The 26486-nt window shown below is 67.6% G+C and carries 24 protein-coding genes and 5 pseudogenes; 14 read left to right on the top strand and 15 right to left on the bottom strand.

Annotation, left to right across the window (positions count from 1 at the left end; all coding sequences use genetic code 11):
* Positions 1 to 484: 484 nt before the first annotated feature.
* On the top strand, positions 485 to 853 hold the full coding sequence (locus tag K7C20_RS36580) for a hypothetical protein (protein ID WP_048828551.1): 369 nt from the start codon (positions 485 to 487) through the stop codon (positions 851 to 853).
* 764 nt (positions 854 to 1617) lie between these two features.
* On the opposite strand, the gene K7C20_RS36575 is transcribed toward K7C20_RS36580, so the two are convergent.
* On the bottom strand, positions 1618 to 2526 hold the full coding sequence (locus K7C20_RS36575) for a LysR family transcriptional regulator (protein WP_030075185.1): 909 nt from the start codon (positions 2524 to 2526) through the stop codon (positions 1618 to 1620).
* A gap of 87 nt (positions 2527 to 2613) precedes the next feature.
* Here K7C20_RS36575 and K7C20_RS36570 point away from each other — a divergent pair, with 87 nt between their 5' ends.
* The 3 genes from K7C20_RS36570 to trxA all read left to right on the top strand — a co-directional run bounded on the left by K7C20_RS36570 (position 2614) and on the right by trxA (position 4924).
* Complete coding sequence (locus tag K7C20_RS36570) at positions 2614 to 3942, top strand: aspartate aminotransferase family protein (RefSeq protein ID WP_030075186.1); 1329 nt, start codon at positions 2614 to 2616, stop codon at positions 3940 to 3942.
* Positions 3943 to 4132: 190 nt separating this feature from the next.
* Entirely contained in the window at positions 4133 to 4519 is a 387-nt protein-coding gene (locus K7C20_RS36565) for a MerR family transcriptional regulator (RefSeq protein ID WP_030075187.1), read from the top strand.
* Positions 4520 to 4567: 48 nt separating this feature from the next.
* Positions 4568 to 4924, top strand: a complete 357-nt coding sequence (trxA, locus tag K7C20_RS36560) for a thioredoxin (protein ID WP_030075188.1) — start codon at positions 4568 to 4570, stop codon at positions 4922 to 4924.
* Between the two features lie 46 nt (positions 4925 to 4970).
* On the opposite strand, the pseudogene K7C20_RS36555 reads toward trxA, so the two are convergent.
* From K7C20_RS36555 to K7C20_RS36535, 6 genes and pseudogenes are all read right to left on the bottom strand, one after another.
* Positions 4971 to 5488, bottom strand: a pseudogene (locus K7C20_RS36555) (sigma-70 family RNA polymerase sigma factor); the annotation flags it as partial.
* Positions 5489 to 5844: 356 nt separating this feature from the next.
* Positions 5845 to 6195 carry a hypothetical protein gene (locus K7C20_RS36550; protein WP_030075189.1) on the bottom strand — a complete coding sequence of 117 codons (351 nt, stop codon included), beginning with the start codon at positions 6193 to 6195 and terminating at the stop codon, positions 5845 to 5847.
* 332 nt (positions 6196 to 6527) lie between these two features.
* On the bottom strand, positions 6528 to 6698 hold the full coding sequence (locus K7C20_RS36545; RefSeq protein ID WP_030075190.1) for a hypothetical protein: 171 nt from the start codon (positions 6696 to 6698) through the stop codon (positions 6528 to 6530).
* 479 nt (positions 6699 to 7177) lie between these two features.
* Positions 7178 to 7303 (bottom strand): annotated as a pseudogene (locus K7C20_RS38765) (kinase); the annotation flags it as partial.
* 171 nt (positions 7304 to 7474) lie between these two features.
* Positions 7475 to 7804: pseudogene (locus tag K7C20_RS36540) on the bottom strand (transposase); the annotation flags it as partial.
* Between the two features lie 75 nt (positions 7805 to 7879).
* Positions 7880 to 8458, bottom strand: coding sequence for a TetR/AcrR family transcriptional regulator (locus K7C20_RS36535; RefSeq protein ID WP_048828553.1), 579 nt, complete (start codon positions 8456 to 8458; stop codon positions 7880 to 7882).
* A gap of 85 nt (positions 8459 to 8543) precedes the next feature.
* Here K7C20_RS36535 and K7C20_RS36530 point away from each other — a divergent pair, with 85 nt between their 5' ends.
* Both K7C20_RS36530 and K7C20_RS36525 read left to right on the top strand, forming a co-directional pair.
* Complete coding sequence (locus K7C20_RS36530) at positions 8544 to 8990, top strand: DUF6463 family protein (protein ID WP_052414221.1); 447 nt, start codon at positions 8544 to 8546, stop codon at positions 8988 to 8990.
* Positions 8991 to 9018: 28 nt separating this feature from the next.
* The gene (locus K7C20_RS36525; protein ID WP_030075195.1) at positions 9019 to 9450 is read left to right on the top strand and encodes a DUF3995 domain-containing protein; all 432 of its coding nucleotides are present in this window, start codon (positions 9019 to 9021) and stop codon (positions 9448 to 9450) included.
* Positions 9451 to 9608: 158 nt separating this feature from the next.
* On the opposite strand, the gene K7C20_RS36520 is transcribed toward K7C20_RS36525, so the two are convergent.
* Positions 9609 to 10205, bottom strand: a complete 597-nt coding sequence (locus K7C20_RS36520; RefSeq protein WP_030075196.1) for a TetR/AcrR family transcriptional regulator — start codon at positions 10203 to 10205, stop codon at positions 9609 to 9611.
* 102 nt (positions 10206 to 10307) lie between these two features.
* Here K7C20_RS36520 and K7C20_RS36515 point away from each other — a divergent pair, with 102 nt between their 5' ends.
* Entirely contained in the window at positions 10308 to 10997 is a 690-nt protein-coding gene (locus tag K7C20_RS36515; protein ID WP_030075197.1) for a nitroreductase, read from the top strand.
* 265 nt (positions 10998 to 11262) lie between these two features.
* Positions 11263 to 12321 (top strand): Vgb family protein, encoded by a 1059-nt coding sequence (locus K7C20_RS36510; RefSeq protein ID WP_150127289.1) that lies wholly within the window; start codon positions 11263 to 11265, stop codon positions 12319 to 12321.
* 275 nt (positions 12322 to 12596) lie between these two features.
* On the opposite strand, the pseudogene K7C20_RS36505 reads toward K7C20_RS36510, so the two are convergent.
* Positions 12597 to 13014: pseudogene (locus K7C20_RS36505) on the bottom strand (hypothetical protein); the annotation flags it as partial.
* 475 nt (positions 13015 to 13489) lie between these two features.
* On the opposite strand from K7C20_RS36505, the gene K7C20_RS36500 reads away from it, so the two are divergent.
* Positions 13490 to 14239 (top strand): maleate cis-trans isomerase family protein, encoded by a 750-nt coding sequence (locus tag K7C20_RS36500; protein ID WP_048828579.1) that lies wholly within the window; start codon positions 13490 to 13492, stop codon positions 14237 to 14239.
* A gap of 337 nt (positions 14240 to 14576) precedes the next feature.
* Here K7C20_RS36500 and K7C20_RS36495 read toward each other — a convergent pair whose 3' ends face one another.
* From K7C20_RS36495 to K7C20_RS36485, 3 genes are all read right to left on the bottom strand, one after another.
* Positions 14577 to 15773, bottom strand: coding sequence for an FUSC family protein (locus K7C20_RS36495; protein WP_030075201.1), 1197 nt, complete (start codon positions 15771 to 15773; stop codon positions 14577 to 14579).
* A 569-nt stretch (positions 15774 to 16342) separates the two neighbouring features.
* On the bottom strand, positions 16343 to 18385 hold the full coding sequence (locus K7C20_RS36490; RefSeq protein ID WP_030075202.1) for a CocE/NonD family hydrolase: 2043 nt from the start codon (positions 18383 to 18385) through the stop codon (positions 16343 to 16345).
* 68 nt (positions 18386 to 18453) lie between these two features.
* Entirely contained in the window at positions 18454 to 19764 is a 1311-nt protein-coding gene (locus K7C20_RS36485) for an ATP-grasp domain-containing protein (protein WP_030075203.1), read from the bottom strand.
* 412 nt (positions 19765 to 20176) lie between these two features.
* On the opposite strand from K7C20_RS36485, the gene K7C20_RS36480 reads away from it, so the two are divergent.
* The 5 genes and pseudogenes from K7C20_RS36480 (at position 20177) to K7C20_RS36460 (ending at position 23749) form a co-directional block, all read left to right on the top strand.
* Positions 20177 to 20404 carry a DUF5133 domain-containing protein gene (locus K7C20_RS36480; protein ID WP_030075204.1) on the top strand — a complete coding sequence of 76 codons (228 nt, stop codon included), beginning with the start codon at positions 20177 to 20179 and terminating at the stop codon, positions 20402 to 20404.
* Positions 20405 to 20556: 152 nt separating this feature from the next.
* Positions 20557 to 21230, top strand: a pseudogene (locus K7C20_RS36475) (alcohol dehydrogenase catalytic domain-containing protein); the annotation flags it as partial.
* 174 nt (positions 21231 to 21404) lie between these two features.
* Positions 21405 to 21563 (top strand): hypothetical protein, encoded by a 159-nt coding sequence (locus K7C20_RS36470; protein WP_409351336.1) that lies wholly within the window; start codon positions 21405 to 21407, stop codon positions 21561 to 21563.
* Positions 21564 to 21695: 132 nt separating this feature from the next.
* Positions 21696 to 22586 carry an SDR family oxidoreductase gene (locus K7C20_RS36465; RefSeq protein WP_030075207.1) on the top strand — a complete coding sequence of 297 codons (891 nt, stop codon included), beginning with the start codon at positions 21696 to 21698 and terminating at the stop codon, positions 22584 to 22586.
* Between the two features lie 200 nt (positions 22587 to 22786).
* The gene (locus tag K7C20_RS36460; RefSeq protein ID WP_030075208.1) at positions 22787 to 23749 is read left to right on the top strand and encodes a phosphotransferase family protein; all 963 of its coding nucleotides are present in this window, start codon (positions 22787 to 22789) and stop codon (positions 23747 to 23749) included.
* Between the two features lie 292 nt (positions 23750 to 24041).
* Here K7C20_RS36460 and K7C20_RS36455 read toward each other — a convergent pair whose 3' ends face one another.
* The 3 genes from K7C20_RS36455 to K7C20_RS36445 are packed head-to-tail and all read right to left on the bottom strand — an operon-like array spanning position 24042 to position 26238.
* Positions 24042 to 24581, bottom strand: a complete 540-nt coding sequence (locus K7C20_RS36455) for a cysteine hydrolase family protein (protein ID WP_107083455.1) — start codon at positions 24579 to 24581, stop codon at positions 24042 to 24044.
* A 14-nt stretch (positions 24582 to 24595) separates the two neighbouring features.
* Positions 24596 to 25618, bottom strand: a complete 1023-nt coding sequence (ligD, locus tag K7C20_RS36450; protein ID WP_053209634.1) for a non-homologous end-joining DNA ligase — start codon at positions 25616 to 25618, stop codon at positions 24596 to 24598.
* Positions 25618 to 26238, bottom strand: coding sequence for a DNA polymerase ligase N-terminal domain-containing protein (locus K7C20_RS36445; RefSeq protein ID WP_030075212.1), 621 nt, complete (start codon positions 26236 to 26238; stop codon positions 25618 to 25620). Before K7C20_RS36445 ends, ligD begins: the two co-directional genes overlap by 1 nt.
* Positions 26239 to 26486: the final 248 nt, after the last annotated feature.

Genomic DNA, 26486 nt, shown 5'->3' with positions numbered 1-26486 from the left:
ATGCGGGTAGGCAGGATGCCGGCGGCCGAGTCCGGCTGAGGGCCTGCACATCGTCCCGGCACTGGTCTCACAGTCCCGGGTCGGGCAGTGTGAGCGCATCAGCCAGGCGAACGTCCGCTCCACCGGCCCTTGCTCGTGCAGCACCTGAACCCCGTGGCTTCGGGCGCGCGTTATGACCACGATCAGCGCAAAGCGCCAGACCTTCGGAGGCGTAGCGGCCGACCTACCGAGCGGTCCGCCCAACTCGCGGTCCGGTGCAAACCGCTTCTCACGCTGCAGGTCGCGAAGGGTGTTCGCCGCGCAGGCGGAGGTGGGCCGACGGTCTCCGCCGATAACTTGCTCACTGGCGAGCGCTCTCCGCGCAGACGGAGGTGAGCCGCACCGCGATGGCCAGGCAGGCACCTCAGGGATCTGACTCGTCAAGCCGGGGGCCTCAATGCCTGTGTAGCCTGTCGATCTGTTCGAACAGGATGAGGGCCTGAAGATGGACACCGAGCACCAGCACACGGCGATCCAGCTCCCTGAGGGGTCTTGGTGGGACTGGGAAGTCATTGCCTGGGACGTCGGCCGGCTTCGGTTGGCTGCCGGCCACGACCTCACCTATCACCACGGCTTGGAGCTGGTCTTCGGCGACCCGGCTCTCGTCAGCTATCCATCGTCGTTCCACGAGCCGGTCTTCCGCGCACCGACGGCCGACGAGTTGCTGCGGGTTACTCGTCAGCTCGGTGAAAGGCCCTCCGTTCTGATTGCCTTCGAAGCGGACGCGGACGGCCGGGAACCCGTCTCCTGTCTCATCGCGGCGGAACGGCTGGAGATCGTGCATGGGAAGGTTCTGACCCGCGGGAGGACGTAACCCCCGGTCAGCGCCTCGCTCCAGGGGCCGGCCTCAGGACCGTCAGAGAAAGCGCTCAACCGCGCAACCGGAGGATGCCCCGCGGTCGTAGGTGAGCCTGCAAGAGGACAGGCAGCCGGGTGGATTGAGGTGAGTGCACGGCCGGCGTTCGTTCGACCACGAATCGGAAAGCTGCGTACTACCGCCGCTCCACCGCCGGCCACGGGCTCCGGTCGATCGGCCCGAAGGTTCGCAGCCTGGGAGATCTTAGCCGGTCGGCGATCTCCGGGGGCGTCGCAGTGGACGGTGCCATGTGCTGTTCCCCCCTCGCGACCTGCACCGGAGGACGGCCTCCTCCTGTGCTCCAGGAGACGGGGCCCGAGCCACTTCCCTTCTTGGCGACCGGGCCCACGCCCCCTACCTTCCCCAGGCTGCCGGTCCACACCGGCGAGAACGTCGCCGCGATCGTCACCTCATACCTTGACGAGACTGCGTCGGAAGGGCCGCACGGGTCGGGCGAGTTGTGCGGCCACCTCGCCAGTGCGGCCGGTACCGTCCCGCCCGCGGCCCGGCGGGCGGCAGGCGGCGGGCGGCAGGCGGCAGGCGGCAGGCGGCAGGCGGCAGGCGGCAGGCGGCAGGCGGCAGGCGGCAGGCGGCAGGCGGCAGGCGGCAGGCGGCAGGCGGCAGGCGGCAGGCGGCAGGCGGCAGGCGAGGCACTCTCCGAGAGGGGTGCGCAACCGTGCCCGTCGCCGTGCCAGCGAACATCAGGGTTCGGACTCGCTCTGTCACTCACGACCCAGCAGCGGCAGTCCCGGATTGTGCCGCAGCGCGTCCAACACGACGCGCACCGCCGCGCGAGGTGGTGAGCCGCGGCGGATCGCCGCCGTGATCGTGCGCGTCACAGGGGCCGCGAGCTCCCGGGTGGCGACGCGATAGCGGTGGTCGACCGCCAGGCCGGGCAGCAGCGCGATCGACAGCCCGGCCTCGACGTGCTGAAGGGACATCATGTAGTTGCTGAACCGGCACACCACCCGCGGCTCGAACCCCGCATGTCGGCACAGTCGCAGCGCGAGGTTCGCCATGTAGGACTGTGGCATGTCGAAGGCCCACGGCTCGTCCGCGTAGGCCGCCAGGTCCACCGCGCCGCGCCCGGCCGCGGGATGCTCGGCCGGGACCACCAGCACGATCGAGTCCGTGGCCAGCGGTACGAGGTCGATGTCCGGCCCCAATGGCAGTTCGTCGAAGTCCGTGGTGGTGATGATGATGTCCACGTCCCCGACCCGCAGCGCGGGCATGCTCGCGTGCGGCTCCAGCTCGAGCAGCTCGACGTCCAGGTGTGGATGCTCACGCGCCAGCCGGGTCACCGCCGGCACGGCCATGGTGTGGATCGCGCTCTGGAACGCCCCCAGCCGCACCAGCCCGGCCGGTTCTTGGCCGAACCCGCGCAGCTCCGTCTCGACGGTGTCCATGTGATCGAGGATCGCCCGCGCCCGCCGCGCGAGGATCAGCCCCGCCGAGGTCAGCCGCACCCGGCGTCCCGTCCGTTCAAGGAGCTGTGTGCGCGTCTCGGCCTCGAGCACGGCGAGCTGCTGAGACACGCTCGACGGGCTCAGGTTGGCAGCTTGGGCGACTGCCCGGACGGTGCCCAGCGTGTCCAGCTGGCTCAGCAGCCGCAGCCTCCAGGGGTTCATCATGTCGTCATTGTTGTGCGGTTTTGCCGAACAGGACAGCCGGAATTGTGAGATGGACGTGCCACTCGAGGGCGACCTACGGTCGGGGACATGGCTGCTTCGACCACCACCCCGTCGTCCACCGCAACCTTCTGGGCCGATGCCGAGAGGCATCTCGTACGCTACGGCGGCGACTTCACCCACGAGATCATCGACCGCGCGGCCGGGAGTTTCCTGTACACCGCGGACGGCCGGAAGATTCTCGACTTCACCTCCGGACAGATGAGCGCGATCCTCGGCCACTCGCACCCGGAGATCGTCGCGACGGTCCAGCGGCAGGTCGCGACCCTCGACCACCTCTACAGCGGCATGCTGAGCCGGCCCGTGGTCGACCTCGCCCGGCGGCTGGCCGACACCTTGCCCGCGCCGCTGGAGAAGGCGCTGCTGCTGACGACCGGCGCCGAGTCGAACGAAGCCGCAATCCGGATGGCCAAGCTCGTCACCGGCAGGCACGAGATCGTCTCGTTCGCACGGTCCTGGCACGGCATGACGCAGGCCGCCGCGTCCGCCACCTACAGCGCGGGGCGCAAGGGCTACGGCCCGGGTGCGCCCGGCAACTTCGCCATCCCGGTGCCGAACGCGTACCGGCCCGACTTCACCACCGCCGACGGCTCGCTGGACTGGCGCCGCCAGCTGGACTTCGCCTTCGACCTGATCGATGCCCAGTCCACCGGCAGCCTGGCCGCGTGCCTGGTCGAACCGATACTCAGCTCGGGCGGAATCATCGAGCCACCGGCCGGGTATTTCGCAGCCCTGCAAGCCAAATGCCGGGAACGCGGCATGCTGCTGATCCTCGACGAGGCCCAGACCGGCCTCTGCCGTACCGGGACCTGGTACGCGTTCGAACGCGACGGTGTCGTCCCCGACATCCTCACCCTGTCCAAGACGCTCGGTGCCGGACTGCCCCTCGCGGCCGTGGTCACCAGCGCCGAGATCGAAGAGGAGGCGCACGAGCGCGGGTTCCTGTTCTTCACCACCCACGTCGCCGATCCACTGGTGGCAGCGGTCGGCAACACCGTCCTGGACGTCCTGATCGACGACAAACTCGACGAGCGCGCGCACTCGCTCGGCACGTTCCTCCGCCATGGTCTCGCGGACATCGCCGGCCGCCATGAGGTCGTCGGTGACATCCGTGGCCGGGGCCTGCTGGCCGGGCTCGAACTCGTCGTCGACCGCGAGACGAAGCAGAGCTCGGACGAACTGGGCGCGCGGGTCACCCGGCGCTGCTTCGAACTCGGTCTGCACATGAACATCGTCCAGCTCCCCGGCATGGGCGGAGTCTTCCGGATCGCGCCGCCGCTGACCGCCACCGAGGACGAGCTTTCGCTCGCCTTGACGATGTTGGATACGGCGATCGGCGACGCCTGCGCCGGACTCTGATCACGCTGCCGGCGCCGGTGCCGGCCAGGTGTGTGTCGTGGAAGCCCACGGATGGTCGTTCCCGAGGCGTGGGGCATGTTTGGCCTGCACCTCCTGTCACTTGGCTTGTCGTTCATGACGTGCGGCCCCGGCGCTGGCCTTGACGCCGGTGTCAAGGTCTAGCGTCTCGGGTGAACAGGGAGGAGCTGCCGTGCGGATTGGGGAACTGGCCGAGCTGGCAGGGGTGAGCACGCGGTCGCTGCGTTACTACGAGGCGCAGGGGCTGCTGAGGACCCGGCGGGCCGCCAACGGCTACCGCGAGTACGGGGACGAGGACCTGCGGATGGTGCGGGAGATCCGCTCGCTGCTGGAACTCGGCTTCGGGCTGGAGGAGACCCGGCCGTTCGTCGAGTGCCTGCGCGACGGGCACGAGACCGGCGACCGCTGTCCTGACTCGATCGCCGTCTACCAGCACAAGCTCGCCGAGCTGGACGCCTGTATGACCCGCCTCGGCGAGGTGCGCGAGCGCGTCGCCGGGCAACTGGAGCGGGCTGTTGTGGCCCGAGCGGCCGATCCGCGCTGCGAGTTCTCCCCTTGAGTTTCCGGATGATTCAGACCTGCCCGCCCGAGAGCAAGGGACGCCCTGATGACCACCACCGCCTCCGCCGTCGTCACCGTAACCGACGACACCTTCGACCAACTGGTGCTGCGCAGCGCGCGGCCCGTCCTCGTCGAGTTCTGGGCACCCTGGTGCGGTCCGTGCCGACAGCTGGCGCCGGTCCTGGACCAAATCGCCCATGAGGAGGCCGATCGCCTGACCGTCGCCAAGCTCAACACCGACGAGAACCCCGCCACAATGATCGCCCGCAACGTCCTTGCCGCCCCCACCCTTCAGCTCTACCGCGATGGCGAGCTGGTCAAGGAGATGGTCGGCGCGCGGCCGAAGCGGCGGCTGATGCAGGAACTGGAGGACGTCCTGCCGCACGTCGGTCAGCCGGAGTAACCGCAAGCCGGTCAGAGAAGAAGACCGCCTTACCCGTTGCCTCTCATTCGGATCGCGGACCAGGCCGGTCACGAGATCGAGCGCGATACGTTGGAGGCGACGACTCCCTCCGCCACCTCTGCTTCGTCCAGGTCGAGGTGGGTGGCGAGCTCGATGACGAACGGTTCGTGGACGCCCTGCCCTTCGAGCTGTTCGCGGGCTCGGGCGAGTTCGATAGGGAGTTCCTGCAGGCGCGCCGGGGCACGTGCACCGACCACGTGGTGTCGCGGAACAACCGCTTGATGTCCCCCTGGATGTAGTTGGACGGCCGGCGTGGTGAACTCCCCGCCACGTGAGACGTCATAGCGGCCAATGGCCTTGATCAGACCGATCGTGCCGACCTGCAGCACGTCCTCGGTGGAGTCCCTGCGGCCGGAGAAGCGCGCCGGGCGACGTAGCGCACCAGGGTCAGGTTCATCTCGATGAGCGTGTGGCGCACGTACTGGTACTCGTGCGTGCCCTCCTCCAGCACGTCAAGTCGCAACAGGAAAAGCTTCGTGAGTCACGCGCATCGGCGAGAGACATGTGCTGCGGGTCCTGGACCCGGGGCAGCAGCGTCGGGGCCGGAGCGGCACACACCCTGCGACGTGGTCTCCTGCGCTGTTCCTGCCGTCATGGGGCTGGCTGTTGCTCATGGCCGGTTCGGTTACTGAGCCCCCGCTAGGCAAGCCCCTACCCCTCACCACCAGGAGGACACCCTGCCAGTCGCGTCAGGCGCACATGAGCCCGCCGAAGCGATGCCGGGCGCCTGAGCAGGAAGGCAGTCAAGGCCCTGCCCCACGCACAGCATGCGCGTCGTGCACAGCAGCCGTCAGATCTGTCTGACGGCTGCGCAGAACAGGGAGGCGGTTGGCAAGGTTTCCTGCCAACCGCCCGGTGAGTCAGGCGCGGTGCTGACGCCCGTAGTAGATGCCTACCTGCTCGTGGTATCCGGCATCGCCGAGGTGCTTGTCCTTGTCGAACTCCGGCGCATCCTTGATCTCTGCCTTGGTGCGCTCGACGTAGATCTTCTCTTCCGCGTCATCGATGCGGCTCACTGTCCCGGCGGGCAGCAGTACATGCTTACCGAAGATCCACACTCCGGTATCCACGACCAGATACGAAGCGCCAACTTCGTCCGAATGCTTGTCGACCTTGCCGATGCTTCCGTCGGTGGCCTCGACCTTGTACCCCGTCAGGCTCGCACCCGCGGTGTAACCAGTGGTCGGCTGATAGCCCCAGATGTCGCTCATGAAAACGTCTCCTTCGTTGATGGCGATGAGGGAAACAGTGCTCTCATTGAGGGCGCTTCCTCGCTGTGCGCGTGCCCCGCCTTTGGGACTTAACCCGGTGCCCGTTGAATTTTTTGCATACGTTCGACAACCACCAACCACCGCGGCAGTCCTCACTGAGAGCTGTCTCGAATCCCTGTGGATCACCAAACGGCGTCAGGGTTTACAAACAGTGCCTGATGCGCCGGGAAAAACTCCTGCACCGGGCGTCTCAGAGCCTACGCAGAATTGCACGCACACGGGTGGCCCGACACGTTCGTGCCGGGCGACCCTCGGTATCGAATTGTCATTGCCTACCAGCGGTACCAGCGACCGCGCTTGCCTCCGGCTCCGGCGGAACGCAGTACGAATCCGAGCAGCCACACAGCAAGAACGATCACCGCCACGATCCACAGGGCCTTCAGAGCAAAACCGGCACCGAAGAGGAGCAGCGCGAGCAAAAGAACGAGAACCAGGGGAACCATCGTTATCGACCTCCAGAGCACCGCGTGCCCTCGACAACTCCTACCAAACGCTGCGCCCTTATCCGTTCCTTACCATTGCCGGGGCAGCGGGTTCCTTACCGTCCCCGGGCAGCGGCTTGCGGTTGTCATCGACTGGGTGTTCCGTGTGTTGTGGAAGGGCACGTGCCCCAGGGAGATCGCATTTCGGCCCCGTAACGTGCAACCGTCGCTCGCGATGCTGCCAGAGACCGAGCGTGGAGATTCGGTGGGCGGGGCCCGGCCAGGACCGTGGCGATTGGGCGGGGCACCGGCCAGGACCGTGGCGATCAGCCGCAAAGTCCGGATCCGCGTCCATCTCCGCCCGCCCGAAGCAGCGCTCGCAGTTCCTCCACCGCCGCCGGGCCTCCAGCCTCTCGTCGGCAGCGCGCATTGCTGAACGGCCGCCGTCGCTCCTCGTGAGCCGCTCACGCACTACGTCCGATATCACTTGCCCGACTCCGGCCGCGGTCCAACTCCTCACGCAGGCCGGCCGCGACGGGCGACTTACCCGAGGCGCTGTTGCCGCGCCGCACGACCAGCCGGGTTTCTTCGCGCCCCCAAGACGGCGTGACGTTAGCGGCGGTCAATGACGGCGCTGGGCTCCACGGAAAGCAAAGCCGCCTAGGGTCTGTTCTCAGTTGTGATCAGTGGGGTGGTAGGAGGCCGGCGCTCCAGATCGTCGCGACCCGGAGGTGGACTCTGGCGAGGTAGCTCTCGGAGGTCTTGTCCGTATGGAGCCACGATCATGCACGGCGGCAATGCCCCGAGCAGCGGGCCACCGTGGAATCGACGCTGACCAGGGACAGGTCCGCCTGCCCACGGCGGGCGGCCTCGGCGATCATCCCCTCCAGCAGGGCCTGGAAGACGCCGGCATTGCGCCACTGGGCGAAGCGGCTGTAGACCGTCTGCCAGGCCCCGAACTCGGGCGGCATCTCCCGCCACTGGCCGCCCGTACGAAACCGCCAGATCACCCCCTCGAACTGCTCCCGCAGATACTCCGGGAGGGGGCCGTACTGCCCGATCGGCAGGAACGGCAGAAACGGCTCAATCAACCCCCACTCACCATCGCTGAGTCCACGTCTTGCCACACGCGCGTTCTACCAGCTCGCAGCACCCCCAAGAGTCAGAACCCAACAACCACTGATCACGACTCCGAAGAGGCCCTAGCTCGGAGAGTCGAGCAACCACCTCGTTGTCAGTTCGTGGACGTCGGCACGGCTGCGATCGCCGTGGCCGGCGAATATGAACTGGTCGGCGATGTACAGCGAGAAGGTGATCAGGCAGCGTGCCTCGACTTCGCCCTCGTCGGCGCAGAAGGCGCGGAACAGCGAACGCAGGTAGTCCATGTGACGGTTGTCGACGCGCCGAACGCGTTCGGCGACCGCCGGATCGCGCCGGGCCCAGTCGCGAATCGCCAGGTCGGTCGTGATGTCTGTGTCGAGCCCGTCGCCGGTGTCAACGATCGCGAACAGGTAGCGCAGCCGGGCTTTCGCATCGCCGCCTTCCTTCTCGACGCGTGCTTCCACATCGTCGGTGATCTCGCGTTCCCAGCGATCGAGCATCTCCTCGAGCAGGGCGCGCCGGTTGGCGAAGTATCCGTAGAAGCCGCCCTTGGACACGCCGAGAGCCTTCGCCAACGCCTCGACCTGGACGGCATCCGGGCCGCCTGTCGCGAGCGCACGCAATCCTTCGTCGATCCATTTGTGACGCGGGGTGCGAGCCACCGCCATGATCTGCTCCATTCCGCTCCGAGCACCCATCTATACACCATCGTATAGATGGGTGCTAGGCTTCATTTATACGATGCCGTATAGATAGGGGGGAGCCATGACACTCCCACACGCCACGCGCACATCCCGTCTGAACAAGCCGAAGCTCACGCGCGCGGCCGGCTGGATAGCCGTGGCCTTCGGCGTGATTCACATCGTCGTGTCGCCGCTGGACAATCAGGACGTCTGGTCGGACATCTTTGACCAAGGGCCGTGGCAGACCATCTCGCTGGACGTCACCCCCGAGAACCTGGCCTACTCCGAGGCATTCTGGGTCGCGCCAGGCAGCTTCGGGGTGCCGGTGCTGCTGCTCGGCGCTTTCGTACTGTGGATGGCGAAGCGGGGCGAGCGGGTGCCCGCCCCGTTCGGCTGGGTCATGACCGCCTGGGGCGTGGTTCTGGTTGCCCTGCTTCCCGCCTCACCGGCATGGGCCCTGCTGCTGGTCGGGGTGCTGCTCGTGCTGGCCGCGCGTGGCCCCAGCGCAAGGGACGCCGAAGACCATTGAAAAGCCCACTGAGTCGGAGGAACTGGATATGGTCCGCACTGTGGTGCCTATGGTGTTGACGATTGTCCTCATGGCAATCGGCTTGTTGCACTTCATCTGGGCGTTCTCCCCCTGGCCGATGAAGGATGCAATGACGTTTACCAAGACGATTGGCGGCAGCGACGACGGCAAGATGCCGCCGGCACCGAGCACCGTGCTGGTGGGTCTGGCCCTGATCGGTGGCGCAGCGCTCACCCTCATGGTCAATGAGTCCATCCCGGCGATCGGCCCGGACTGGCTGCGGTTGGTGGGCATGTACGGCCTGACGGTGGTTCTGCTCGCCCGTGGCCTGGGTGGCTACTTCATGAACTCCGGAGCCGCCAGCGAATTCCAGCGGTTGAACACTGTCCTGTACTCGCCATTGTGTGTGGCACTCGCCGCCCTGAGCGGCATTGTCGCGGCAGCCGCGAGCAGGCGTTAGTCTCGATCTTGCATGAAGGCCCGTCAGTTAGCTGGCGGGTCCTTTTCATTCGTCGGTGGCTTGGGTTTCCGTGGGTGGGCAGGCTGGGCAGTTTCGTTTGGATCACCTGCTCGTCCTGGCCCCCATCGAGCAGACCCGTACTGACTACTCCTTCCTCGTCAGGTCGTGCCCGGCAGAGCCTGTTCGAGGAGAACCTCTGCTGCCGCCCGTGCGTGTCGGCCGTAGTCCGCCTCGCCCAGCACCATGGCGCGGCTGGCTGCCCCGTCCGCGAGCGTGGCTAGTTGTTCAGCGAGTGCGACGGGCTCGCGGCATCCCAGCTCCGTCACCAAGGCGGCGATCAGTTGCACCATGCGCAGTTTCTGTTCGCGGGCGTAGGAGTGCACCGCGCTCTCCGGGTCGGGGAACTCCGCGGCGGCATCGATGAACGGACATCCGCGCACCGGAGCCGTGTCCGCCGCCGGCCGGCCGAACAGCTTGAGGATCCGTTCGCGCGGAGGAATGTCCTCGCGGGTCAGCACGCTTTCCAGCGTGGCACCCGACAGTACGAGGCCCTGCAAGTGGGCGATGACCAGATCGTTCTTGGTCCGAAAGTGTGCGTAGAGCGTCCGCTTGGACACCGGCGCTTCCTCCGCGACCTGTTCCATGCCGGTCGCGTTGATGCCCTGGGTCGCGAACAGCCGGGCGGCAGCAGCCAGAATGCGCTCCCGACCTCCACGCCCTCGCCGTTGGGATGCCGTAGCTGCCGTCGTACCCATGAAGCAAGTATACGCATGCGTTTACTTCGGCCGAGGTGCCCTGCTAGGGTCACGCACGTAAGTAAACGGTCCCGTTTACATAAGGTGTTGCTGAGGAGTCCCATGAGCAGGTCGGTTCCCACTGAGCTGAGCGGCTGCGCGGAGAAGCTGATACGCGGCCGTCACGCGACCCGCGCGTTCCGTCCGGAAGCCGTGCCCGAGGACACGATGCGCACGATCTTCTCGCTGGCCGGCGCCGCGCCGTCCAACTCCAATGCACAGCCGTGGCAGGTGGAGGTAGTGAGCGGCGCGGCGCGTCGGCGCCTGGCGGATGCCTTGCAGACGGCCCACACCGGGAGGCACACCTCGGTGGACTTCCCGTATTCCGACGGGATGTACTCGCAGGTGCACCAGACACGCCGGGCGGCGTTCGGCGCCGAGCTGTACGGAGCACTGGGCATTGGCCCTGACGATCACACGGCACGCATGGCCTACGACTCAGAGAGCCTGCGCTTCTACGGCGCGCCACACGCCGCGTTCCTCTTCGTCAACGGTGACGGCGGGGCACGGCTGACCGCGGATGTCGGCGCCTACATGCAGACGCTGCTCCTGGCGATGACTGCGTACGGCGTGGACAGTTGCCCGCAGGGGCTGCTGAGCTTCTACGCCGACACCGTCCGCACCGAACTCGGCGTCATCGGAGGGAGGCTGCTCGTCGGCATCTCCTTCGGCTATGCCGACGAGGCCGCGCCGGTGAACCGGATCACGACCGAGCGGGCTCCGCTCGAGTCGACCACGGCCTTCCATGACTAGGCGGTTGGTTCGGAGCAACGGTCGGACCAAAGATCGGACCAAAGGAAGTTGCCCGCTACATGGAGTCCGGCCGTTCGCATTCGCGTGTACGTCGACAGGCGAACTTCCACCCGCCGAGTTAGCCTCAACCGGGATACGGGCAATTCCGGTCATTTCAAGGAATTCTGGTGGGGTGGGTGCGGCTCCTGGGTGTGCGGGTGTCTGTGGCTTCGCTGCGTTCTCCGATGCTCCCAGGGCTCCGCCTGCCGCGATGGAGGAGTTCACCATGCATCGTGTACTGCAGTTGCTGAGAGAGCGGCGGGTGTCTGTCCTGGCCGCAGCTCTGAGCGTGGCAGTTCTGGTGGTGACCCCCGGCGTGCCCGAAGCGGCGGCCGGGCCCGCGGATCGCACTGCTCCTCCGGTGGGCACTGTGCACGAGTACCGGATGCCCCTCCCCCGGCTGGGCAGCACACATGAGTTGGTCATCGGGCCGGACGGCAACCTATGGGTCTCCCAGCAACTCGAGGACCGCGTCCTTCGCGTATCCACGGCCGGCCAGGTGGTGGGAATCACCGAATTCCCCGGCAACAGCAGACCCCACGGCATCGACAAGGACCGGCGCGGCCATGTCTGGGTCACCGAGGAAGACACCAACGCGCTGGTGGAACTGTCCGCCACCGGCAAGCGCATCGCCCGCTACCCGCTCCCGCGGCCCGGCGCCGGGCCGCACGGCCTGCGCATCGGTTGCGACGGGCACACCGTGTGGTGGACGGGGAAAGCCGACGGAACCATCGGAAGTTTCGACCCCCGCACCCACAGGTGGACCGTGCACCACCTCGCCCCCGACAGTCAGCCGATCTATCTGGCGCGAGGACCCCGCTGCGCCATGTTCTTCACCGAGCTGACCGGCAGTCGCGTCGGCCGTGTCGACGCGAGGGGCGTCGTGCGCGAATACGCCACCCCCACCCCTGACAGCCGGCCCATCGCCATTGCTGCCGGCCGGCACGGCCACATGTGGTTCACCGAGGAGGCCGGCGCTGCCTACGCCGAACTCGACCCCCTCACCGGCCTCATCACCGAACACCGCACCAATGTCGAGGGCGCCGAGCTGGCCGGGCTGGCCTTCGACTGCTTCGGCAACCTGTGGGTGCAGTACAACCAGCCCGGGCTGATCGACCGCGTCCGCCCGGACCTGACCACCAGCCGCTACACACTGCCCACCACCGCCCCGGTCGGCCACCGCATCATTTCCGGCCCGGACGGCTCCATGTGGTTCAGCGAAATGGCTGTCGACATCGTCGGCTCCATCACCACCGGCTGCCCCACCCCCACGCCGGCGTCCTGAGCCGACAGCGTGAGCCGCGGGCAGACATCGAGGAACCGACGGAATCCGTTGACGGTCGTGTATCGATGAATCGCCCGGTGCGTCGCCCCGCCGCCGGCCGAGTAAACCCACTGCCCTTGCGCCGCTGCCATGTTGGACGGGTCTTCCAGGCCGCCGATTTCCGAACAGTCGGCTCTTTCAGCAGACCCTGGGCTGGGCCGGTCCGAAGCTCGGAGAGATCGTGCACCAACTCCAGGAGGAGGGCCGCGTCATCGATACCCAAGGACCTGGCCCACATCTCGCCGTATCACGATGTCGCCGCGCATGCGGGTGGCGTCGTTGAACTCCTCCTCCAGCAGTTCGCCGACCGCTGTCAGGGGCGTCTGGTAGCTGGTGCCGCCACCGAGGAAGGTTTCCGTGAAGTCGAGCACCTGGGTGATGCCGACCGGCCGGCCGGGAAGGGGAAGACCTGGATCTTGTCGGCGGCGGAGAACAGGATGCCGACGAAGTCACGTCCCGCGTGGCGGGCCTGATCCAGCAAGGGCCCAGGGCGCACGCCTTGGCCCACGCCTCCCGGGTGACTCCGCCGGGCCCTTCCATGTACATGGACGAGGTGTCGACGCACGCGATGATGGCGCCCTGGCCGGTGGGCTGCTCTCCCTGGCTGTCGTAGAGAATCAGCTCCCCGGCGGCGTATCGCGCGGCGAACACCGCATCGTGCGGACTCAATGCTGGTCAGGTGGAGCCGGGCTTGGTAATGGCGGCATTCTTGATGTGAGGCGTCGGCGAAATCCGTTGCCGTGACGGGTCCTTGGACATGGGCGATGGACGGCGGTATTGCGTCAAGGAACACGCCCGTGCAAGGCGGATGGCCCCTGATCGCGATCGACAAGATGACCGCGAAGACCGAGCAGCTTAGAGGAGCTGCGGTGGAGGCCTTGGGCCGTGTCGTGGGTAACGAGCGGATGACCGGCACGGCCGCTCCGAGCGCGCCGAGGGCCACCTGCGCGAGACCGCAAAGAAGGCCCGGCGCACGCTTCGTGGGTAGATGGCCGTGCTCGGGGACACCGCCATGGCGTGTTTCTCTTTCTCACGGTTGGACAGGGTGGTGGGCCGGAGGTCTGCTCCGGCCCCTCGCCCTACTGGGAGTGGATCAGCGGCACAACGTGTGGGAGTGACAATGGCGGATATGACAGACCCGGACAACGCGCAGGGTGCGCGCGGCTCGCACCCCCGGTCCAGGGTGGGGGTGGTCGCTTCGTTCGACTTCGACCGGGACCGGGAGATCTGGCGCTGGGCGCCGGAGTCGGCCTCGCTGTTCATCGCGCGTACCGACCCTGTGACGTTCTCCGACAACCTCGAACTGGTCTCGTCCCTCAACCGCCCTGGGTGCGTCGATCGGCCCACCCGTGAGGTCTGCGCGATCGGCTCCCAGGTCGTCACCTACCTTTGCACGGCGTGCAGTTTTGTGGGGGGCGCCGCCGGCGAACGGACACTTCGCAAGGCCATCCGCGCCGCAGGTGCCCCACAGGCGCTGACCTCGGCCGGGTCGGTGGTGGCAGCCTTGCGCGCATTGGAGGCTCGGCGCATCGCCGTGGTGCACCCCTACGAGCCACCTGTGGGCAGGCGGCTGCAGGAGTACCTGGCCGGCGAGGGACTGGAGGTGCTCTCCCTCACCGACCTCGGTCTGGGCTCCGTCCACGAGATCTACGATGTGTCCTATGAGCAGGTGACCGCGGCGGTCCGGGCCGGGGATCACCCGCGAGCGGACGCCGTGTTCATCAGCTGCACGGCGTTACCGACCTACGACCTCATCGCCCCATTGGAGGAGGAGCTCGGCAAGCCCGTCGTCACGGTCAACCAGGCCACGATCTGGGCGGCCCTGCGCGCGGTGGGCGAGCGCGCAGTCGGGCCTCGTCAACGATTGCTGACCGTGTGACTCCGTGGCATGTCGACGACCCAGCGCCGCTCGCTCGGACCAGACCGAGGGAAGGCCCTGCCTGATGGGTCACCTTATGAACTCCTTTGCTCCAGCCAGCAGTTGACGCCTGCGTCCGGCCTGGCCCGGCCCGGCCCGAGCCAGGATGCCGCAGCGTGCGGCCGATACGGTTCAGCGGTGATGCGGCACAGGCTGTGGCACTGACGGTGCAGGTCCGCGTCGGGAAGGTGACGTGGAGGAGCCGGCCAAGGAGGTTGTAGTGGTCGGCGGCTGATCACCAAGTGCCCGTCGAAGGAATTCTTCCTATGGGGCAGGCCGGGATCGCTGCTGTGCTGTCCTACTCGTCGGCGTAGCGCCGGAGTACGTCGCTGGTGTGCTGGAACTCTTCCATCAGCCGGGTGGCCTCCACGACGAGTACGCCGTACGGGCGGGTGGGGTCGGCGAGTGGCAGACCGTCGCTCTCTGCTTGTTCAGTTACCTGCCGGCGGTATCGCTGGGCCCGGTCCGTTAGTTGGCACAGTTCTTCGGCCTGGTCAGCCAAGTGGTCCTCGTCCAGGGAGCTGAGGAGCCGGGCGCTGTCGGCGATGGACGCCAGGAACGTGCTGTAGCGCTCGAGGAATGCGCGGTAGTTGTAGCTGGTCTCGGTGTCGCGCCACTGATCGAGGCTGCGGGTGAGGGAGGCAGCCTGATACAGCGTCCGCTCCAGCGCTTCCAGCACGGCCCCGTAGTTTTCGAAACCGGTGCGTCCGCGATGGCGGCGAAAGAGGCGGCGCGGGTTGTAGTAGAGGCTTTCCCGCGCCGTGCGCATGCCGGCCCGGGCCTGAGTGATCAGCTCACCGGTCTGAGCAGCCCGAGCGCGCCACTGCTCGGTCTGCTCCTCCTCCAGTTCGCCTGCGGACAGCACGGGATGGATGTCTCCGAGCAGATCACACAAGGCGTGCGCGAGGGCGCGGACGCTGTATTCGGCGCTTCGAAACCGCATCGGCGGGAAGACCGCGAGGTTCACCGCGAGGGCCACGACGGACCCGATGAGGACGAGGAGGACGATCTGTCCCAGCTGGGTGATCTTTTCCGGATACCCCGTGGCGGAGGTGTAGGTGGAGAAGGCGAAGAACGCCGCCGTGGGCACCTGACCGCCCTGCGCCCCCAAGGCCGGCCACCGCCCGATCATCAGGGCGACCAGAGCCACCAACGCGAATGTGACCACCTCAGGTCCCACCAGGAAGCCCAGGGCGATCTGTACGGCCACTCCGGCCACCACCGCACCGACATAACGTAGTGACTGCACCAGCGACTGGTAGATGGTGACCTGCATGATCAACACCGCGGAGAACGGTGCGAACGCCGGCGACTGCGCGTTCAACAGATTGTGGGAGATCACCCACGCGATCGTCGCGGCCAGCGTGCTCTTGCCGACCAACAACGCCGTATGACGTTCATAGCCGTCCGACCCCAGGGCCCGACTCCACCACCGACCGATCCGGGCGAACCGGCCTGCCTCCGACGGTTCCGCCTGGCCCGCGCAGCCAGCCATCCACACCCTCCCGCTCCTGCACCCGACCAGGTGCCAAGTCTCCCGCCCAGCTCGTGCCCCGCCACAGCAGACACACCCGTATCGGAAGGCCCAGCTCGTGCCCCGCCACAGCAGACACACCCGTATCGGAAGGTCTTGTCCTTCTCTGCGGGTCAGCTCGGTTGGGGCCCCGGGCGTCGGTGGCCGGGAACAGCGCACCAGCCGGGCCACGAGTGCGGGCCAGGGGTGACAGCTGATTTCCGGCGCTGCCATGCACAGGGCGCACGGCGTCACCGCGCCGCCCGGTGCCAGCGAAGCGGCGGTAACAGCGCGAGATCCCGAATGGGCTGGGCCTCACGTGCCGCCTGCGGCAAAGCGCTGAGGGGATGCGCCTCTCCGCTCCACGCCGAAACCCGGCCGGGCGTCACATGCGCGGGCAGCCGGGCAGCGGGCCGTGGAACGGAAGGGGCAGTCAGTTGACAGCGCTTCACGAAGGTCGCCGGCCTGCGGGGCAGGCAGGGCGCCGGGCGACGTCTCCCCGCGCCACCAAGCCCCCGAGGCGGTGGCCGAGAACGCGGGCGCCCGTCACGTCACAGATGGTCGCGCGGCAGGGTCTCGTTCCAGGTGCGGGAGAACACCCGGCGGTCGTTCTCGAAACCGTCCAAGGTGGCGTCTACGAAGAACTCCGACGCATTGCACCGCAGTACGGTACGGGTCTCGACCCGCACGTCCCAGTTGTCGCGCTGGAAACGCATGGTCCATGCCGCCTCGCCCGAGACGGAGGTGAAGTCATCGGCGACAGCCGAATACCGCTCGTAGGCACGGAGCCCCGTATCCAAGGCAATATCGTCCAGCCGGACCATGCCGCGATCCTTCACGATCTCCAGCTCGGAGTTGTAGCCGACCAGGTCACGCTTGACCTCCCAGCGCTGCTCCGGGGCCGTCAGCTGGGTGCTGGCGAGGGGAGGCGCGCCCTCGGGTTCACCGAAGGGGCGCTGCGGGAGGTGGTCGGGCTCCCGCGTGGGCCGCACCGGAAGTGTGAGGCTGCTGGATCCCTCGTGGACGGTGAGGAGGACCGGCTTGGGCGGCGGCCAGGCCAGCGGCCAATAGGACGTGGACAGCGACAGCCGGATGCGATGGCCGGGCGGAAAGGCCTGGGCGACGCCGTTGAGCTGGACCGTTGCCCGGTAGCGCGTTCCGGGCTCCAGTGTTTCGGGTGCCCCGGTGGCGTTGCGGTGGGTGAGGTTCAGGAGTCCGTAGGTGACGCGGGTGGCCTGGCCGTCGGGTGCGACGTCGGAGAGCCGGGCGGCCACCATCGCCACCGGTTCGCTGACCGACAGGTCCAGTTCGACGGTGGGGGAACCGAGGATCTCGACCGGGTCGGTGAGGACGTCGGTGTCGAAGACGAGTGAGCCGCCGTCCTCCTCGCGCTGGTCGTAGGGGAGGTCCGGTGGCGCGTTGTAGGAGGCCCACTTGCCGGCGAACTGCCCTACGGAGAGCGGCGATTGCACGGTCAGGCCATCACCTTCCTCAGCGTCGTCGCCGGAAGGTTCCGTGGCCGGAGCGCCGATGCGGTGCCGGCTGAGGGGGTGGGTGACGGGCTGGATGTGGGGGGAGGGCCAGGTCGGCTCGCCCACCCAACGGCCGGGCCGGTCTTCGTAGGACGTGGACGGCGGAACGCTGTCCTGCATCCATGTCTGCAGCATGGGGCCGTCCATGACGCCGTTGTCGACACCCTTGAGCCAGTGGTCCCACCAGGCCACGACTTCCTGTAGGTAGCCGATGGCGGGGCCGGGCTCGCCCAGGTGGGGGAACTTGTGCGACCACGGGCCGATCAGCCCCTTGCGCGGTACGTCCAAGTGGGACAGCAGCCGTGTCACGGCGTTGGAGTATCCGTCGGCCCAGCCGCTGGAGGCGAGAACCGGGCAGCGCACGTCCTGATAGTTCTCGCAGACGGAAGCGTGCTCCCAGTACGCGTCGCGGCGCTGGTGGCGCAGCCATTCCAGCGCCCAGGGCTTGGTGTTCTCCAGCCGCTCGTGCCACATCTCGCGCCAGCGCTCGCCGACAACGGCCGGGTCCGGCGGGCAGGTGGCGTAGGCGAACATGGTGCCCGCCTCGGCCAGATTGTCGGAAAGCAGGGCTCCGCCCATGTAGTGCATGTCGTCGGCGTACCGGTCATCGGTGAAGGAAGCGATGACGATGGCGCGCAGGCTCGGCGGCCGTCGCGCAGCGACCTGGAGCGCGGCGAAGGCGCCCCAGGAAATGCCCATCATGCCGGTGCTGCCGTCGCACCAGGGCTGGTCCGCCAGCCAGGCAAGGACCTCCTCGGCGTCGGCCTGTTCCTGCTCCAGGTACTCGTCCCGCAGCACCCCCTCGGACTCGCCGGTGCCGCGCAGGTCCACACGGACACAGGCATAGCCGTGGCCGGCGAGGTAGGGGTGGTGGATGGAGTCGCGGACGGCGGACAGGTCGCGCTTGCGGTAGGGGATGTACTCCAGTACCGCCGGGACCGGTTGCTGGTCCGAGGAGATCGGCCGCCAGATCCGTGCCGACAGGCGGGTGCCGTCGGACATGGGGATGGTGACGTGTTCTTCTTCCGTCGTCTTGTAGGGCAGGTTGCTCACGAAGCGCATGCGGCCTGCTGCCTCCTTCGTTCTCGCGTCAGCCACGAGCTCGTCTGGGCTCGCGGCCGTGGTCGGCGTCAGCCTGCGTTCTGCTCAAGCGCGTCGTCGGGAGCGGTCGCCGTCAGGACGTGACTGAGGGCGGCCACACAGCGGTCATACTTCTCCTGCATGTCTTCCTCACTGTCCCCTCCGGTGAAGATGTGGGCCAGTTCGAAGCTGTAGCTGTCCTGCTCCGGCATCCGTGACAGACGCTGGCCCTCGTCAGGGACCATGTGCAGCCGGACGCCGGGGATGTCCCGCTCGATGCGGTCGACTTCGTCCTGTGTGGGCACGCTGTGCACCAGACCGTCCGCGAACCACCGGAAATACCACTTGGCGGCATGCGTATAGGGGCCGCCGCCGTCGGGCAGACTGGGATCTTCGCCGAGGGCGAGGCTGAGCATGCAGTGGTGGTTGGGTACGCCGTCGACGTATGCGAAGAGTTCCGCGTGCGACTGGGAGTGGCGCGGGTTGATCTCCAGAAGGTTGATCTCGTCGGTCTGCGGGTCGTAGAAGTACTCGATGCTGAAGGTGGCCGAGTCCATGCCGATCTGCCGCATCACCCGCACGGAGACATCGCGCAGCCGCCGCACCACGGGGTCAGGAAGGGCGGAAGGGTACTGGTGGCGCAGGAAGGACGAGCTGTCCGGATAGTTGATGGAGTCCAGCGTCCCGTAGACGGTCACTTCGCCGTTGTGGACGTATCCCTCCACCGCGACCTGGATGCCGGATATCGCTTCTTCGGCCAGACACACCTGTCCGCCCACGCCCTCCATCTCCGGAGGTAGCTCGAGCTGGTCGAGGATGTACTCGAACGGCCGGCCGACGCGGCTGATGCCCTCACGAATCTCTGCCACTGCGGCGCGGAACTCTTCTTCGTTCTTCACGCCGAAGGCCAGCTCCGAGGAGTAGGACAGGGCCGGCTTCAGCCACATCGGGAAGCGGACCCCCTCCGGAGGCTTCGGGTCCTCGGAGTCCAGATCGACCCGGCCGAACCGGGGGTGTTCTGTGATGACCCTCTGCTGTTCCAGCCGGCTCCAGTACTTGTGCTCGCACTTGACCACCGACTCCAGGCCGGTGCTGCGCGTGCCGTAACGCTCGCTCAGGATGGGTACGAGTGTGCTGACGGGAAAGTCCCAGTAGCCGACGATCGCGTCGATACTGCCGTCGAAGCTGTCCAGCACGCCCTGCGCCTTATCCAGCAACCCAGGGACTGACACCTCGCCGACCTGCAACTCCTCCATGGTCAGCAGACCGTGAAAGCGGTACTTCCCCGCCCCGGGGACCTCTCGCAAGGTCGGCAGATTGGCATCGTTCAGGCCAATCACAAAAATGTTCTTCTCGTTCACCGGTACTCCTCTTACCTGCATTGGCCTGTGGTGTGGGCCGAGTACCCGCCGACCCGCAGCTAACACAGGGAGCCCGCCATCAAGGGTTTCCGGTTCCCGTCCACGTCAGAGGGCCGCTCCGGTAGTACCTGGAACGCGGAAGGGCATGCGCCGCACGGCAATCTGGCGCCCTGTGGTGCATTCCAGCCGCGCCCTTGCCTCTACACCACAGCCGCTGACCTGGCATCCCCGGGGGCGGAGACACACGGGGTCTTCCCCTGCCGCAGAGGTGCCCGCCGAAGTCTGGACCCGAGCCGTGCTCAGGAGCGGCCGCTGCGTCACCTCCGTGCGGCCACGAGACATGAGTCTTTGCTTGCCGGGTACCGGCGTGAGTGCCACCTGGAACCTGGAGCCCGAAGCTGAGGAGTCCGACATGCTGATGGCCCACCCTGTAGTGCTGCGCAAGCTCGTAGACGAGTACGAGGTCCTGCAGGCGGTACACGCGGAACGCGGCGACGCAGAGCCGCGTGGACGCATGACCGAGGTCGCCTGCGCCCTGTGCATATCCACCGGCACCTCCGACGTGGATGCGGCTCTGATCGCCGCACAGCACCAACTTCCTGGAGCTCAGGTGTATGACGACTCGCTCCTCGCCTCCTGAGCGCACAAAAACGCTCCCCGCAGTGGGGGCCCCACCACAGGAGGGCGACCGCCCCCTCCCACTGTCGCCGGCGTACTCTCCCGCCCGCCGGTACCAATAGGGGCAAACTGGGTAAAACGCTCTGGCGAGCGCAACGACTCGAAGGAGACGGCATGAGGGCTTTGACGTGGCACGGCAAGCGCGACGTTCGCATCGACACGGCCCCCGACCCCAAGATCGTGGACCCGACCGACATCATCGTCCCTATCACGTCCACGGGGATCTGTGGCTCTGACCTGCACCTTTACGAGGTGCAGGGGCCCTACCTCGATCCCGGTGACATTCTCGGGCACGAGCCGCTGGGTGTCGTCGAGGAGGTCGGGCCGGAGGTCACCGCCGTGGCGGTCGGGGACCGGGTCGTCGTGCCCTTCAACATCTCCTGCGGCACATGCTGGATGTGCACCCAAGGGCTTCACTCACAGTGCGAGACCACCCAAGTCACCGACCGGGGCATGGGCGCCGCACTCTTCGGCTTCTCCAAGCTCTACGGGCAAGTCCCCGGCGCGCCAAGCCGAGTTGCTACGCGTCCCCTTCGGCAACACTCTCCCTGTCAAAGTGCCCCACGGCCCGCCGGACCAGCGCTACGTCTACCTCTCCGACGTTCTCCCGACCGCGTGGCAGTCCGTCGCTTACGTCGGCATCCCGCAGGGCGGGACCGTCACGGTCCTGGGGCTGGGGCCCGATCGGCGACATGGCCGCCCGCATCGCCCTGCACCAGGGCGCCGGCAAGGTCATTGGCGTGGACCTCGTCCCCGAACGTCTGGCGCGGGCCCGGGCCCGGGGTGTGCCTTCGCCACCCACACGCTGCCGCTCGAAGAAGGGCCGCAGGCGTACAAGACCTTCCAGGCCAAGGAGGACGGCATGATCAAGACCGTCCTCACGCCCTGAACCGCCAGGTTCCAGCCGGAAGGGAAGCCGCACCCGGCCACGCAAGACACATCAATTCTCGAGGAGCCCTCTGATGACTCGCGCTTACTGGGTGGGCGAAGCCCACCAGGGGACGGATTACCAGGATCTCGAAGCGACACCGGAATCCGTCACCTCGACGAGTCAGACCCTCGCGGCCAACGCGGTGCACCTTGCCCGCCTCTTGAACGACAACCCCTGTCCGCCCAGCTGACCTAACGCCGGCCCGAGGAGCAGAACAGGCCCCAGGCGCCGAAGTGCTCCCGCCCGGACCGCGCCCGCCCTTGCTTCGATCAGGGGGGCGCCTCACCTATCTCATGGCAAGGAAGAATGAAGGAGGCCTGAAGTGGCACGCGACAACCGAGCCGAGCAGAACCCGGTCACCAAGCACCCTCAGCCGGAGTTCGAGCAGCAAGACCAGGCCCACCCTGGCTGGACGGGGCCCATGGACCCTCCGCCCGACCACGGGGAGGAGTCCTACCGGGGCAGCGGCCTCCTGGAAGGGCGCAAGGCCGTGGTGACCGGCGGGGACTCCGGCATCGGGCGGGCCGTCTGCCTGGCCTTCGCACGCGAGGGCGCGGACGTCCTGTTCACGTACCTCCCGGAAGAGGGCAAGGAAGCCGGTGAGACATCCCGCCACATCGAGGAGGCCGGGCGTACGCCAGTGGCGGTGCCCTGCGACGTCCGCGACGAAGTGCAGTGCGAACGCCTTGTCGAACGGGCGGTGACAGAGTTCGGCAGGATCGACATCCTCGTGAACAACGCCGCGTACCAGATGTCACAGCCCGACGGCATCAGTGCCATCACCACCGAACAGTTCGACCGCGTGGTCCGCACCAATCTTTACAGCATGTTCTGGCTTTCGAAGATGGCCCTGCCGCACATTCCTCAAGGCGGATCGATCATCAACTCCGCCTCTGTACAGGCATACAAGCCCAGCCCGCACCTGCTCGACTACGCGATGACCAAGGGCGCCATCGTCACCTTTACCCAGGGGCTCGCTCAGATGCTGGCCTCCGACGGCATTCGCGTCAACGCAGTCGCCCCCGGCCCGGTATGGACTCCCCTGATCCCGGCGACGCTCCCGGACACCACCACCTTCGGCAAGCAATCTCCCCTGGGGCGGCCGGCCCAGCCTGCGGAGATGGCACCCGCCTACGTCTTCCTCGCCTCACCGCAGGCCAGCTACATCACCGCTGAGATCCTCAATGCCACGGGCGGTACACCACTTCCTTAGGGAGCCGGTGCCCGCTCCGGACGCACTCGGCAACGGCTGACAGCCTTGCGCTCCGTCGCTCAACGGGACCTCTGTCCGGCGCGACTCGTCGCCCGGGATACTCGGTGCCGCTGGTGGATGATCCTGCTGTGCAGCGACTGTCGGGGCTCTCCCGCATAAAACTCTCGCGCGTGCCGCCCTCCGGATGATGAGGTGGCACGGTGACCGACCACGATGAGGCAGCGGCTGTCCGACCATTGACCCTGGCTTGGGTGAGCCGGCACCTGGAGGTCGGCGAACGGATCGTCAGGACCGAGGCGCTGCACGGCGGCATCACTGCCGAAATGCGGAGGCTGACCATCGGCACACGGGACGGATGCACCCGTGACCTGGTGCTGCGGAGCTTCGTCGACCCGTTCTCTGTGGGACACGCCGAGGACTGGCTGGGCAGGGAGGCCGGCGCCCTGTCCCTGCTCACGGGGACCGGCGTGCGGGCTCCTGGACTGGTCGCGGTTGATCCGACCGCCGCGCAATGCGAGTATCCATCGCTCCTGATGACACATCTGGAAGGCCGGACGGTCCTGGCCGATGAGGGATTGGAGACGCGCGTTCCTCTGCTGGCCCGTCAACTCGTGGCGATCCACGCGTTGCGGCCCGCCGAGCGGCCCCGGGAGTATGTGGCGTTGACGACCGCCGACACCGTCGTGACGCCGAAGGGCGCCGACGCGGCGGCATGGGCCGCGGCGATCGACGTGATCCGCCGGCCCGCGCCGCCCTATGAAGGGCGATTCCTGCACCGGGACTTCCAACCCGGCAATGTGCTGTTCGACGTGCCGCCCCCAAGGCCGTCAGGTGCCCGGATCACCGGCGTCGTCGACTGGGCAGCGACCTCCTGGGGCCCGGCGGATCTCGATGTGGCGCACTGCTCCACCAATCTCGCGCTGCTGCACGGCCCGGCGTGGGGTCTGCGGTTCGCAGAGGCGTATGAGGAGGCCGGCGGAGTGCTGGCCACGGCCGCGAGCGAGCGGCTGTACTGGCAGGTGCGGGACGCATTGGCGTGCTCAGAAGAAGTCCAGTTGGTGGCGCAGCCATGGCGGGAGGCAGGGAGGACAGAGCTGACGACGCGAGCCGTGGAGGAGCGGTTGGATGCCTATGTCACCGCCCTGATGGACGCGCTGGGCTGAGCCGAGGCGGTCCGGGACGCGGCCCGGAACTCATCGTTCACCGCTCAGCCAAGCGGAGAATCGAGGTTCGGCAGCGGCGACGTCACGATCGGCGGGCCATTGCAGGCTCAGCCCCCTCCTCGGCCGACGGAGCCAACGAGCCGTCGAAGCCGCCGACGGGCCGGGGGCGCCGTTCCGTTGGTCTTGGTCCGGTACGGGCCCCTGAGCACTGGAGAGACAGGGGAGGTACGCGGCCGGTAGGACGAGAGCAGAACCGTGCCCTGCGGCTCGACGGCGGAGTCTGCTGTCCCGCTCAGAAAATTTCTACGGCGGTGGATCTGACGATTCGGGCCTGCATATTGCGTTCCATCATGCGCAGGGCGGCTTCCGCGAGATCCCGGTGGATATGCGCACAGGCATCCTCGACGACGGTGACACCGACGTGCCGGATATGCGCGTCGAGCGCCGAGTAGAGCACGCATTGTTCGGTGACCTGGCCGCAGAGCACAATCGTGTCGATGCCATGCTGGCGCAGGAGATATTCCAGGGGCGTCTGGTAGAAGATCGAGTGCCGCGCCTTGACCACGAACAGGGAGTTCTCATCGGGCCGGACCGGTTCTACCAGGTCCGCGTGCGGTCCGCTGAGGACGGTGTCCAACAGCTCGTCATGGTGCGAGCGCCACAGCCCGAAATTGTCGTTGACGTAAATGACCTCGATATCGCTCCGCCGTGCACGTTCGATCAGTGAGGTGAGGCGCGGCAGGACCGTGCGCACCGAGGGCAGCAGCAGTTCGGCGTCCTCGTGGTCGTAGGAGTTGAGCATGTCGATCACGACGAGTGCGGTGTCGGACACGGCACGGCCCCCCATCAGCCCCGGACCGGACGTTCGCGGACCACGTCCTCGGGCCGCTTGTCGTCACGCAGCCCGAGGAAGCGCGGATGACGCAGCATGCCGTCCCGGGTCCACTCCGTGAAGCCGATCTCGGCGACGAGTTCGGGACGGACCCAGTGGGCGCCCCGCTCACGGACCGGCCCCGCGAACGGGGAGCATGTGCGGCTGCGGGCATCGAGCAGGGTACGGAGCCGGCGCAGGGTCTGCTGGTCGAAGCCGGTGCCGACCTTGCCCGCGTACCGAAGGGCGCCCTCCGCGTGGTAACCGAGAAGCAAGGCACCGAATCCGACTCGGCTGCCCGCCGGTTCGGTGAAGCCGCCGATGACGAGTTCCTGGCCCTGCGCGCACTTGAGTTTGAGCCAGTCCGAGGAGCGGCGGGGCAGGTAGCGGCCGCCTGCCCGCTTGGCGATCAGCCCCTCCCAGCCATGGGCGCACGCCTCGTCCAACTCGCGGGCGCCGCCGTGGTTGCGGTGCGGGGTGAAGCGCAGCGGCTGCTGGAAGCCGAGCGCCCGGCGCAGCAGGGATTTGCGGGTGCGCAGCGGCAGGCGGGTGAGGTCGCGGCCGTTCAACCGCAGCAGGTCGAAGACGTAGTACGTCACCGCGACACCGCTGGCGCGGGCCTGCTCGGCGTCGGTGAGTTGCATCCGCTGCTGGAGGCGGGCGAAGTCGGTGCGGCCGTGCGCGAAGGCGACGACCTCGCCGTCGACGGTGAAGTCCCGGCACCGCTGGTGGCCGAGGGCATCGACGATTTCCGGGTAGCTGGAGTTGACCTCGCGGCCGGTGCGAGACAGCAGCCGGATGCGGTCCGGCTCGCGGATGCCGAGCGTCCGCACCCCGTCGAGCTTACGTTCGAAGATCCAGCCGTCGTCGAACTCCCGGCGGTCGCTGAGCACGGCCAGCATCGGACGCACCGCGTACTCCTCGCCGGCCGGGGCGTCGTCCAGCAGCGCCCGCTCGGCCGGGGGCAGCGCGTCCAGCAAGTCGTCGGCCCTGCTCATCACGCACTCTCCTGCTCCCCGGCCTCCTCCTGGGTGACGCGACTGAGGGTTCGACCGCTGCGAACGGGCCGGGAGCGGCGGGCGTCGGGGGTGCCACGACGTCCAGCCCAGTGGCCCCCCTCTTTGGCCAGCAGCCAGGGCTCCCGCTCCCAGGGGCCGCCGCCGCGGAAGCGGGTCGGCGCATAGCCGCCGTGCAGCTTGCTGCCATCGAGCCAGAAGGACGCATGGCCCCGCTCCAGTGCCTCGCTGAACGTGCGGCTGGGGCCCTTCTTACCTGGCAGCGGGCGGTAGCTGCCCTCGTCCCAGACGATCACGGTGCCTGCGCCGCACTCCCCTGCCGCGATGGCTCCTTCACAATCCCGGTACTCCAGCGGGTGGTCCTCGGTGCGCATCGCCACTGGCTTGTCCTGCGGGTCGGCGGACGATCCCTTCGGCACGGACCATGACTTCCGTACGCCATCGACCTCCCACCGGAAGTCGAAGTGCAGGGTCCTGGCGTCATGGATCTGCAGCACGAAGCGGGGTGCGTCACCAGACGCGGCCCGCCGGCCCTGCGGCTCGCGGGTCCGGCCGAAGTGCCGCTTGCCACGATACGTAGTCAGTGGATTCCTGCTGGTCACGGATCTGCCCGCCTTTCTTCGGAGGCCGCATCTTTCACTGTGGCGCGCGGCGGACGGCGGCGCATGTGCACTGCGGGCTCGAGCCGCAGCCTTTCGCCTGCCCAGTCCTGCCCAGTTCAGTGGATGACAGGGCACTCGACGGCCGCGGAGAGTTACGGTCCGGACCATACGAGGCGCACTGCTTGAAGCACAGGGCCAGATGACGGCGGCGCGCACCCGCATGCGGCAGGCACCCGGCGACGAGCGCG

The organism is Streptomyces decoyicus (genome assembly GCF_019880305.1).
Lineage (GTDB): Bacteria > Actinomycetota > Actinomycetes > Streptomycetales > Streptomycetaceae > Streptomyces > Streptomyces decoyicus.
This window is presented reverse-complemented; position numbering and strand designations above follow the sequence as displayed.

What these genes read in the sequence shown, in the direction of transcription:
- K7C20_RS36525 (WP_030075195.1), top strand. Translation starts at nt 9,019, where the DNA reads ATGGTCCGCACTGTGGTGCCTATGGTGTTGACGATTGTCCTCATGGCA.
- K7C20_RS36545 (WP_030075190.1), bottom strand. Translation starts at nt 6,698, where the DNA reads ATGGTTCCCCTGGTTCTCGTTCTTTTGCTCGCGCTGCTCCTCTTCGGT.
- K7C20_RS36520 (WP_030075196.1), bottom strand. Translation starts at nt 10,205, where the DNA reads ATGGGTACGACGGCAGCTACGGCATCCCAACGGCGAGGGCGTGGAGGT.
- K7C20_RS36530 (WP_052414221.1), top strand. Translation starts at nt 8,544, where the DNA reads ATGACACTCCCACACGCCACGCGCACATCCCGTCTGAACAAGCCGAAG.
- K7C20_RS36500 (WP_048828579.1), top strand. Translation starts at nt 13,490, where the DNA reads ATGACAGACCCGGACAACGCGCAGGGTGCGCGCGGCTCGCACCCCCGG.
- K7C20_RS36575 (WP_030075185.1), bottom strand. Translation starts at nt 2,526, where the DNA reads ATGATGAACCCCTGGAGGCTGCGGCTGCTGAGCCAGCTGGACACGCTG.
- K7C20_RS36510 (WP_150127289.1), top strand. Translation starts at nt 11,263, where the DNA reads ATGCATCGTGTACTGCAGTTGCTGAGAGAGCGGCGGGTGTCTGTCCTG.
- K7C20_RS36480 (WP_030075204.1), top strand. Translation starts at nt 20,177, where the DNA reads ATGCTGATGGCCCACCCTGTAGTGCTGCGCAAGCTCGTAGACGAGTAC.
- K7C20_RS36535 (WP_048828553.1), bottom strand. Translation starts at nt 8,458, where the DNA reads ATGGAGCAGATCATGGCGGTGGCTCGCACCCCGCGTCACAAATGGATC.
- K7C20_RS36470 (WP_409351336.1), top strand. Translation starts at nt 21,405, where the DNA reads ATGACTCGCGCTTACTGGGTGGGCGAAGCCCACCAGGGGACGGATTAC.
- K7C20_RS36550 (WP_030075189.1), bottom strand. Translation starts at nt 6,195, where the DNA reads ATGAGCGACATCTGGGGCTATCAGCCGACCACTGGTTACACCGCGGGT.
- K7C20_RS36495 (WP_030075201.1), bottom strand. Translation starts at nt 15,773, where the DNA reads ATGGCTGGCTGCGCGGGCCAGGCGGAACCGTCGGAGGCAGGCCGGTTC.
- K7C20_RS36515 (WP_030075197.1), top strand. Translation starts at nt 10,308, where the DNA reads ATGAGCAGGTCGGTTCCCACTGAGCTGAGCGGCTGCGCGGAGAAGCTG.
- K7C20_RS36570 (WP_030075186.1), top strand. Translation starts at nt 2,614, where the DNA reads ATGGCTGCTTCGACCACCACCCCGTCGTCCACCGCAACCTTCTGGGCC.
- K7C20_RS36490 (WP_030075202.1), bottom strand. Translation starts at nt 18,385, where the DNA reads ATGCGCTTCGTGAGCAACCTGCCCTACAAGACGACGGAAGAAGAACAC.
- K7C20_RS36580 (WP_048828551.1), top strand. Translation starts at nt 485, where the DNA reads ATGGACACCGAGCACCAGCACACGGCGATCCAGCTCCCTGAGGGGTCT.
- ligD (WP_053209634.1), bottom strand. Translation starts at nt 25,618, where the DNA reads ATGAGCAGGGCCGACGACTTGCTGGACGCGCTGCCCCCGGCCGAGCGG.
- trxA (WP_030075188.1), top strand. Translation starts at nt 4,568, where the DNA reads ATGACCACCACCGCCTCCGCCGTCGTCACCGTAACCGACGACACCTTC.